At 59.4% G+C, this 9,635-nt stretch carries 5 protein-coding genes and 4 pseudogenes; 5 read left to right on the top strand and 4 right to left on the bottom strand.

Annotated features, from left to right (window positions below; all coding sequences use genetic code 11):
- The coding region (locus tag ACVJ5M_RS45140) for a TlpA disulfide reductase family protein (RefSeq protein WP_456679759.1) at positions 1-691 on the bottom strand (691 nt) is incomplete at its 3' end.
- Between the two features lie 262 nt (positions 692-953).
- Here ACVJ5M_RS45140 and ACVJ5M_RS45135 point away from each other — a divergent pair.
- The 3 genes and pseudogenes from ACVJ5M_RS45135 to ACVJ5M_RS45125 form a co-directional block, all read left to right on the top strand.
- Positions 954-1,556, top strand: a pseudogene (locus ACVJ5M_RS45135) (ArdC family protein); the annotation flags it as partial.
- A gap of 107 nt (positions 1,557-1,663) precedes the next feature.
- Positions 1,664-1,963: pseudogene (locus ACVJ5M_RS45130) on the top strand (ParB/Srx family N-terminal domain-containing protein); the annotation flags it as partial.
- 1,026 nt (positions 1,964-2,989) lie between these two features.
- The gene (locus ACVJ5M_RS45125) at positions 2,990-3,385 is read left to right on the top strand and encodes a GNAT family N-acetyltransferase (RefSeq protein ID WP_354081192.1); all 396 of its coding nucleotides are present in this window, start codon (positions 2,990-2,992) and stop codon (positions 3,383-3,385) included.
- 503 nt (positions 3,386-3,888) lie between these two features.
- Here ACVJ5M_RS45125 and ACVJ5M_RS45120 read toward each other — a convergent pair.
- The 3 genes and pseudogenes from ACVJ5M_RS45120 to ACVJ5M_RS45110 all read right to left on the bottom strand — a co-directional run.
- Positions 3,889-4,036, bottom strand: a pseudogene (locus tag ACVJ5M_RS45120) (IS3 family transposase); the annotation flags it as partial.
- Between the two features lie 915 nt (positions 4,037-4,951).
- A pseudogene (gene sbmA / locus ACVJ5M_RS45115) lies at positions 4,952-6,164 on the bottom strand (peptide antibiotic transporter SbmA).
- Between the two features lie 891 nt (positions 6,165-7,055).
- Positions 7,056-7,397, bottom strand: coding sequence for a hypothetical protein (locus ACVJ5M_RS45110; RefSeq protein ID WP_456679758.1), 342 nt, complete (start codon positions 7,395-7,397; stop codon positions 7,056-7,058).
- A gap of 443 nt (positions 7,398-7,840) precedes the next feature.
- Here ACVJ5M_RS45110 and trbF point away from each other — a divergent pair, with 443 nt between their 5' ends.
- Together trbF and trbG are read left to right on the top strand one after the other, a co-directional pair.
- Positions 7,841-8,527, top strand: coding sequence for a conjugal transfer protein TrbF (trbF, locus tag ACVJ5M_RS45105; RefSeq protein ID WP_354081190.1), 687 nt, complete (start codon positions 7,841-7,843; stop codon positions 8,525-8,527).
- Between the two features lie 74 nt (positions 8,528-8,601).
- Positions 8,602-9,573 (top strand): P-type conjugative transfer protein TrbG, encoded by a 972-nt coding sequence (trbG, locus tag ACVJ5M_RS45100; RefSeq protein ID WP_354081188.1) that lies wholly within the window; start codon positions 8,602-8,604, stop codon positions 9,571-9,573.
- Positions 9,574-9,635: the final 62 nt, after the last annotated feature.

Raw genomic sequence — 9,635 nt, 5'->3', positions numbered from 1 at the left:
GATTGAAAGTGTCGGTGTCGCTGGCCCAGGTCTCGAACAGGGCATTGTTGCCGCCGGCGAGGGTGTTCACCTGAATGAAGAATTGCCAGGCAAGCTGATCCGGAGAATTCATCGCCGGGTTGGGCGTCGATTGGGCCGTTGCCGGAACAACAGGAAGCAGACACAAGCCGCAGCCGAGTGCGGCGTTGACCAGCCGTCTCATCATCGTCCTCCTCGAAAATCCCCGATGCGGGCTTGGGCTGCCAATGGCGGATTGGCCCGAACAAATTTTCGGCAAGACGTCGTCAATGTCCATCGGATCACCGATAAAGGCAATGTGGCCGTCGCGGTCGACGACGAACGATCTCGGAATCCCAAGAGAAGAGCTGGCATTCATCCAAAGCTTGTCCATTGCGCCGGTACTGTCGAACCCGATTCGATAGTTCAGATTTGAGAACTTTTCAGTCAACCATGCGTCCAACTTGGCGCGAGCCTCATCCGCCGTTGGTGCTTTTTCATTAGCTGCGACTCCGACGATCTCAAGCCCTTCGTCTTTGTATTTTGCTTGCAGCTCTATCAGATGGGGCATCGCCTCCTCACATGGGTCGCACCAACTTGCCCGAAATTCGACGATGTACAATTTCCTTAGCTTGCCACGCAGCCAGTTCTCGACTTTGAGCGAAGGAGCCAGGGACGCCGTGCCTAGCATCATGTGTTATTCTCTCCAAAGTTACTTGTTGCGCGACCTTGTCGGTTCACCTTAGTTAGCAATCACCGTGCCAGGCTGTCCGCGCGCACTAAGCACATGACAAAGCTTTGAAAAACATCCACACGCCCAGTAGGGTCCCCTGTATGTAACCTGACATGCTTTGCGTCGGCGTCGGATTTTGGACACGCATCGCGCCCTTCGTGCCGCCAGAAGATCGTCATGCGAATGACGCATCCGTGAGCCGCGCTGCGCCAGCCGCTACGGCCGCGCGAGCGAGAACGGTGAGGAAGCGCAGGCCATTCCGTTCCTCAAGCGCTTCACGGTCTTCAACAGCGATCAATGCGACGACTTGCCTCCAGAGATCGCAACAACGGCGCCGCCTCCGCCGCCAGGCCTGATCGAGCCGCAGGTCGAATATCTGATCAAGGCGACCGGCATCGACTTCCGCATCGGCGGCAACCGCGCCTTCTACCTGCCGACGGAAGATTATGTGCAGGTGCCGCCACCGCAAGCCTATTTTGAACCGATCAACTGGCATCGTACGGCCCTCCACGAGCTAGCACATGCCAGCGGCCATCTGGCGCGTCTCAACCGTGACCTTTCAGGCGGCTACGGGACCAAGAAGTATGCCTTCGAGGAGCTCATCGCGGAGATATCGTCTGCGTTCAGTTGCGCCTCGCTCGGTATCGTGCCGACAGTGCGGCACGCCGACTATATCGTCTCCTGGCTGGTGGTGCTGCGAGAGGATAATCGCGCGATCGTGCGAGCTGCTTCGCAGGCCAGCAAGGTCGCGGATTATCTCCTTGGCTTCCTGCCGGAAGTAACCTTCGACATGACGACCGAGAGAGTGGAGCAGGAGGCGGCGTGAGTTTCTCCCCGTTGCCACGAATAAGAGAGTGAGAGGTGAGCGGCGGTTTTCGCGACGGGTTGGAGGCCGAGAGAGAGACTCTCGGCTGCCCGTCGTGGAGAATCGATATGACGAAGGCTGTCCAAACGATCACGTTGTCGCCCTCGCGTGATATTCCGTTCAACAAGCTGGCCCTCAGCCAGTCCAACGTCCGGCGTGTGAAGGCGGGCATTTCCATCGAGCAGCTCGCCGAAAGCATCGCCCAGCGTACGCTCCTGCAAAGCCTCAACGTGCGGGCGGTTGTGGACGCCGAAGGCAATGAGACCGGCATCTTCGAGGTGCCGGCCGGCGGCCGGCGCTATCGCGCGCTGGAGCTTCTCGTAAAGCAGAAGCGCATGGCGAAGACGCAGGCGGTCCCTTGTGTCGTAATGACAATCCGCATCGGATTCTCATGAGCTTGCATCGCATGCCCCGTGTGGCGAGGCAGCGGCGCCGGCGACGCGCGGCAATGCTGCACTGGGCGCGCGCCGGGGGAAGGCCAGCGTGCGCCCACCTGAACGCGCGGGACGCGGCCGCGTGCCCGCGCTGCCGTTGCCCGCCAAGCGGCTTCAACCGGTGTGCCTCGTCACGTGCAAAGCGACCGATCGGCGTCTCGCCGGTCGTGCCGTGGATACGCAAGTTCGCCACCTCTCGCTCCCACTCGGCGCGATGCGCCTCGAATGCCACCCAATTCGCGAAGGAATGCCCCGCGATCGCGTTCTTATTGACGTAGTCGACGCCATTCTCCGTCTTGCTCTTCGTGCGTGCCCGAGACGGCGCGTAACGCGACGCAGTGGACGCGGCGGCGCCGCGTGTCATTGCTGCCGAGCAGCCGCAACGCGAGGTCGGTTAGCGTCAATATTGATGCTGGAGTGCGGGTAATCCTTAGGGCAGAGACATTGTTTAGAAGGAATGCCAAGCACCTACCTGGGTTGGCAGGTTCCAAATTGTCCTGCGGCGCTTAGACTGGCCGAGCGAATGCAACTCGCAAATTTGGCGAAACAATCGACGCCAATAAAACGAACCCTTCCTTCGGAAAGGGCGGGATCCAGATGACGCTCTCATGCCGAAAGCACAAGTACTAGCCAGATCCAGCTCCAAGGGTCAGGGGCCTCCCAGCGAGGAACCTTCGTGCGAAGCGGCCGTCGAAGGCGGCCTTCCGAGGCGGGATGAGAGCCGGAGAACGACACTAAAGGCCAGATGAATGTTCGGGGGTACATCCATTCCGCTCACGTCCAAAGGTACCCAACCTGCAACTCCGCGTTCGAAAAGCGGCATCATGACAACGGAGCCGGGCGTCATCTCGGCGAACGCAAGCATTCGGGCAAGAACCGTCTGGACAATTGTCCTCGGCTTTGCCGCCGATCCTTTGATGCGTTGGAGTTGGCCGGACCCCGGGGCAATATCTTGGCAGCATGACTCAGTTCATCAAGGCCTGTGGCGGACGAGCATTCGAGCATGGCACGGCATACGTCACGGGAGAGAGTCGCGCCGCGGCCCTGTGGCTGCCTCCCGGAGTGCAGCAGGATGAGGATGCGCTGGACGCCATCATGGCGCTGTCCCTGCGCCCGGAAATCAGCGAACATATGGCACACCTACGCCAGGGAATGGCCGAACATCATCCCTCCGAGCCACATTGGTATTTGCCCCTCATCGCTGTCGATCCGAACTGGGTCGGACAAGGGCTTGGCACATTGCTGATGAAGTACGCTCTTCAACGATGTGATGAGCAGGGCATCGCTGCCTACCTCGAAAGTTCGAATCCTGAAAACATTCCCTTTTACCAACGCCACGGGTTCAAGATTATTTGAGAGATACAGCACGGTTGCTCGCCGCCACTCACGCCGAAGTTGCGAAAGGCGTATTGAGCGGAATTCGGAGACGCTTCGCTTGCTGCGGCTCCCGGACGCCGAGCGTGAGGCCAGATTTCGCCGCCGATAAAGGTGCCAGCTTTGAGGCACTTCCCAAAGACGAGCCGCTCCACACGGCTGCGGCCTATAAGGCTGAGGACATGCTTGATGTCCTTCGCCTCGTCTCCGCACCGACCACGTTGCTCGGGGATGCGCGACCGAGGAGCGTCTTATGCTAGTCAGAATGATTGAGTTCGCCACCTGCCATAGCTTATACGCTCTTATTTGGCACTTGGTACCGGTCCGAGGACAGATGGCCTCCGTATCCGGTCGGACTCTTCAGCAGAGCAATCCGTTCGCGGAGATCTTGCTGAGGCAATTGCAGCCAAGCATCGGCCGATACCGCGCTGACGTGAGTAGGAGCGGATTGTCATTGACGGCGATTGCTTTGCCTGAGTTCGTCCCGGCTGTTGGGACTTGCGCGCTTGGGCGGTAGTACCGACGGGAGCTGGCGCGGAGCCCTCCAGAGCGCAGCGCCAGATCCTGGCGCCGATGGCAGGTGAAGGCGAACTCCGAGGGCGTCTTCCATCCGAGCCGCGAGTGTGGCCGTGCGGCAGTCCGCGGTCTGCTTCCAGTAGCTCGCCTGTGCGTGCCACGGAACGTCCTCTAAGGTCTTCCCCTGGCATAGTGATCTGGCTTTCTATGCTCTACGCTGCGGCTGCACCGGATGCGGTACGCGCCGGCCGCACTTGTTGTGCTTTGCGCGGCGATGCGTGGCAGGGCCGATGTTGTGGATCTACGATGCTGAGCTAGCGGTTCCGGCCGCGGAGCTGAAGGTGATCGTGGTCAGCACAAGTGCCATAGTCGTCGCTGGCCTGATCTGCACTCGCGTTCGGACCCTTTGCGCCGGCGTCAACAGCAAGCACCACAAAAGAGGCACTTTTTCAAAGCCTTGCTTCGCGAAAAGGCCACGGCGAGCGAAGATCGCGAGAGGCTCCAAGAAGTCAAGCGGTTGCGCAAGGGAGAACTGTCCCTTCATGACGAATTCCGAACGAGGTCGTTTATGATCCGTCCGCTTCCTCTGAAGGGGTCCCTTCTTTGTCCGGCTGTATTAGTTGGGTAGCTTGACCATCCGGCCGCTCGCCAACAACATGGAACATACTGGCCGTATATCGCGCGAGCCTCCCGACCAAACGAATGCGCTCAAACTCAGGTTTCGGACAACTCGAACGATGTCGCCCACGGGCAGGACCGACCTCGCCGAATTTGACGATTACAGGAAAGCGCTTGGCCGGTGAGCATGCCGTTGAACCATCTGGTTTTACCCGAGCCGAGATAGCCGGTTAAGTACCGTGGCGCGAATCTGCGTCGCAGCTTCAGCGTGGGCGAGTCCTTGGATTACTGACGGCCTCCTGGGACCTTGCCACTGTATGTAATATTAAACATGAAATCCGCGGTGCCGAAAGCGCAGCACCGTTTGGCGCGCAATGGAAGGCCGAGTTTCGTCAACTCCTGCAGCTACGTCAATCATGAGGCTGGCTCCTTTTGTGTCTCGATCGACGGCGGTGGCCCACCGTGGATCTTTGCCTCAAAGCTCCGCAGCCGCTGATAGATCGAGATCAGTTCGACGATCGCGCTCCACGAGTTGACGAGATACTGAAACGAGGTTCGCACTTGCGTGAACGCGTTCAGGATCTGGTTCATCGCGCCGAGGGTGATCTTGCCCGCGATGACGGTGGGCGCGAGCAGCAGGTAGGAAAATATGACGTCAGTCTGCAAATAGACGATCCGGCCGATATTGAAGTACATGAAGTTCAGATAGAGCCGGAAGTAATTCCTGCGGATGTCGCTAAACAGCACGCTTAATCTCGGCGCATTGGCGCGCGCCGCATCATCCTCGCCGAGCACGAGCTCCTTGCGATAGGCCGCTTCGACCCGCTGGTTGAAAAATTCGATTCCGGGCAGGCGGATGCCGATAAGCGCGAGAACGCCGGTGCCCAGGATCGACCAGATGACTGCGGCGAACACCAGCGGATAGGGAATCGAGCCGAACAGAGGCAGCGCCGTGACGTTACTGGACAGCCTCACCAGAACCGGCAGGAAGGCCAGGAGCGTCAGCACCGCGCTGAAGAGATTGACGCCTAGACCTTCCATGGTGCTGGCAAAGCGCATGGTGTCTTCCTGGACGCGCTGGGAGGCGCCCTCGATCGTGCGCAGTCGTGGCCAGTTGGCGACATAGAAATCGTTCATCGCCGTGCGCCAGCGGAAGATGTAGTGGCTGACGAAAAATCGCGTCATCACGCCGACTACACAGCCACGAGCGCGATGCCGGCAAAGGTCGACAATTCGCTGTAGAACTGCTCGACCGTGACCGGCGCCGACTTCGAAAGCGCAGCCTGGATCAGGTCGTAGAACGGTCCATACCAGCTGTTGATCGCGACTGAGACCTGGACCTGGAAGTAAGAGGTGAACAAGATCAGCGCCGAACCAAGAATGGACCACGTCGCCCAGGGATGCGGGGCAAGCAACATCCATGCGGCCGCGAAGACCGCAACAGCTATCGCAAAATAGAGATCGAACCACAGCGCCGGAGCCGACCAGAACGTCGCAAGCCCGACCGGCTTGTCCGGGGCTTGAAAGAAATTGCTGGCAAATCCATACCAAAACGCCATCGCCAACGCCGTCCAAAGGTTGACGACGCAAAGAACAACTTTGGTCGAGGGAAGAATGAAACAAACATGCTCGCTGTCCTTTATCGATTTATAACTTCTGCGCAGAAGATGAACTCACCGCGGTCATTGGCCACCTCATTCCTGACAAGAGGCTACTCGCACGCACACCCAAGCGCTCGCGCAAGGGTCATGGAGCATCCAATATCTGGCGGCAGACGCAGGAACGGTCGGCAAGCGTATCGGCGGTCTGGGCATTGGCAGTGTGGTAGGAAGCCTCTGGTGGAGAACGGCTCGCTGACCCAATAAGCAAAATCCTTCGGGCCGCATCCTTCATCCGCCGAGGGCGGAGGTTGTGATTCGTGTGCTCTGTCCACCGCGGGACACAGCGGCATCTGCGACGAACGGGTCAGCATCTGCAAGACATTGATTCAATCGAATAGACTTCATCTGATCTCTCGGGCCAGTAGGTGCAACACGAGCATGGTCGTAACGGGGTCTTTAGTGGCGGCACGGGACAAGAGCAAGAGTTTTGCAAACCGCTTCACTCTTCTCACTTGCGGTGTCACCATCTGACTTGCCGTGCGCTTACTCCGCGGAAATCAGCGGCCCGCTGTTCGCTTAGTCTTACGCAATCCACGCTCGCACGCGAAGGAGCATTGCCACGCTGTTCGAGATGATCTTCAACGCCGCAACCTGACGCAGCGTTCGGTTCACGCATTTCTTTCGGCGCAAATGTCGCGATGCAGTTAGAGCAATTCCCGCCGACGTTGTTAAGACCCACGAGGCTCGAGGACACTCAAGACATGAGAATAGAAATGAAGAACTTCTTGCTTACGACTGTGAGCATGGCGGCGCTTAACGCAGTTGCGCCCGCATTTGGTGCAGATCTGGGTGCGCAACCTCTCTATACCGAAGCTCCGCAGCGGCGTCGCGGCCGCAATTTACGACTGGAGCGGCCTCTACGTAGGTATCAACGGCGGCTTGCTCAAGGCCGCACGCCTGAGGGCTGTCATGATGCTGCCGGCATGACCGTAGGTGGCCAGATCGGCTATCGATGGCAGATCGGCCAGATCGTGCTGGGCGTTGAAGGCGAGGGGAACTGGGCTGATCTGAGCGGATCCGCCCGGTGGCGGATCCTGGCGGGCGATTTCGAACGCCCGCTCACGGGCGTGCGGATCTGCGCGGTCCTGCATCCAGCCGTGGTACTCACACTCGCGGATCGCGCCTGCCTCCTGCAGCACGGCTATCGCCCACCCCCGCACCGTGCGGATCGCCGTCCGCCTCTCCTTGGTCATCAGCATCAAGATCGCTCCTCCGCGCGGGACGAATCCTTACAACCCTCGATACGTTCCGGCCGCTAACACAGAGCAGGGATTCCAAATCGTCGGGACGGGTGCTTGTCCACGTGTTCCGCCGACCTGTGCAAAGCCAGGCACGCAGCAATCTTGTCTTCCTTGTCCGCGTCGCGCATGACGACTTTCAGCGCCTCGCCCGGTGCATGGCCAATCACCGAACTTGGCCAGGTGGCTCTGGCGCGGTTTGGGCGACTCACGCTACCCATCATTCCCAATCACCTCACTGCACAATGGGAATGAAATGGTTGCTGCCACCCGTGAATTGCCGGCCTCTGGTTACGCGCTTGAAGTGGACGGCCGGCTCAAAGCTGAATTTGCAACCAGAGACGGCGCTAGGGCGGTTGGCGAAGAACTAAGGAAGGGTTTTCCCCTGCTTCAGATCAGGATCTATGACGCGCAAACGACCATCAGTACACTACGGGCGCATGCCCGAGCCGATTACGCCTTATCAAAAGGCGGCACAGGTTTGGGACGAACGCATTGGATCTGCCCGCGTGCAGGCCAAGAACTGGCGGCTGATGGCGTTCGGCTGCCTCATGCTGTCAGCCGGTCTTGCTAGTGGGCTTGTTTGGCAATCGACCCAGGGATCGATCACGCCCTGGGTGGTCGAAGTCGATCATCTCGGCCAGGCCCAAAGGGTTGCGCCGGCGAACATCGACTATCAGCCAACAGACGCTCAGATCGTCTACCATCTAGCGCGCTTTATCGAAGATGTCAGAGGCCTACCCGCGGACGGCATTGTTCTGCGCCAGAACTGGCTCCGCGCCTATGATTTTACGACCGATCGCGGCGCCGCGGCGCTCAACGACTATGCGCGCAACAACGATCTCTTTGCGAGGTTGGGAAAGCTCCAGATCTCCGTCGACGTCTCAAGCGTCATTCGCGCGTCTTCAGAGAGCTTCCGGGTCGCGTGGACCGAGCGAACCTACGACAACGGCTCGTTGAGTTCGACCGAGCGTTGGACTGCCATTCTTACTATCGTGATCGAGACGCCGCGCGATGCCGAACGCCTGCGCAAGAATCCTCTTGGCGTTTACGTCCGCGCCATCAACTGGTCAAAGGAGTTGAGTCAGTGACCAAGACGCCGTCTGACGTTCGTTCGAAGGGTCGCATCCTGCACATCGCGCTCAATTCGCCGTGATCCGAATCCGTGACCTTGAGGCGAGCACTTCTGTCTTCGCTCTTACTTTGTTCGTCGGCGCTCGGTGGATGCGCGACCTACATACCGCCGGAGATCAGCTATGACACGGAAGTCCCGTCGCTGCCGACGCCTCCAGCGCCTCCGGACGACAGATCACGGCCGCTCCACGTTCCGCCGTTCTGGAAGCCGGCTCTCGGCGGCAAGTCGGGAGGCAAGGAAGACGCCGAACCCGTGAACCGGGTTGAGACGGCAAACAGCGCGGCCCGGGTCGAACCGCGTAAGCGGGGGTATTTCAACGCAGCGCAAATCTACGCCTACAGTCCTGGGGCTCTCTATCAGATTTACGCCGCACCCGGGCAAATCACGGATATCGCGCTCGAGGTCGGAGAGCAGTTGACGGGATCAGGACCGATTGCGGCCGGTGATATCGTACGCTGGGTTGTGGGCGGTACCGAGAGCGGGAGTGGCGACACGCGACGGGTCCATATCCTGGTCAAGCCAACCCGCGCATCGATCGAGACCAATCTTGTCGTCAATACTGACCGGCGCACCTACCTGGTTGAGCTCCGCTCCCGCAAGCGGCCATACATGCCATCCGTTGCCTGGTACTATCCCGAAACGGTACGCGAACGGTTGCGATCAGCTGCTCTGAAACCCGTTCTTCCGGATCCGGCGCAGCGTATCTCCCGCTATGCCATCGAAGGCGACAGTCCTCCTTGGCGTCCGCTCGCCGCATATGACGATGGCCGCAAGGTCTATGTCGAATTCCCCAAAGGTATCGTTCAAGGCGAGATGCCGCCGCTTTTTGTAATCGGCCCCGACGGCAAGACCGAACTCGTCAATTACCGCGCCTACGGCAACGTCTTGATCGTCGATCGGTTGTTTGCAGCCGCCGAACTGCGACTCGGCGGTGAGCACCAGCAGAAGGTCAGGAATGTCGACAGACAACGACTACAACAACGCCTTTTGCCTGCGCTGTGAGCGGTTGGATCGGAGCTGCTAAGCGATCCCGTGGCTTTGGGACGTCGTCCTAGCGCGGAGGC

Source organism: Bradyrhizobium sp. S3.7.6 (assembly GCF_054061875.1).
The sequence above is the reverse complement of the archived record's forward strand: the minus strand, read 5'-3'. Positions and strand labels throughout refer to the sequence as shown.

Excerpts from the sequence above, each read along its gene's own strand:
- ACVJ5M_RS45125 (WP_354081192.1), top strand. The coding sequence starts at position 2,990 with ATGACTCAGTTCATCAAGGCCTGTGGCGGACGAGCATTCGAGCATGGC.
- trbF (WP_354081190.1), top strand. The coding sequence starts at position 7,841 with ATGACGCGCAAACGACCATCAGTACACTACGGGCGCATGCCCGAGCCG.
- ACVJ5M_RS45110 (WP_456679758.1), bottom strand. The coding sequence starts at position 7,397 with ATGCTGATGACCAAGGAGAGGCGGACGGCGATCCGCACGGTGCGGGGG.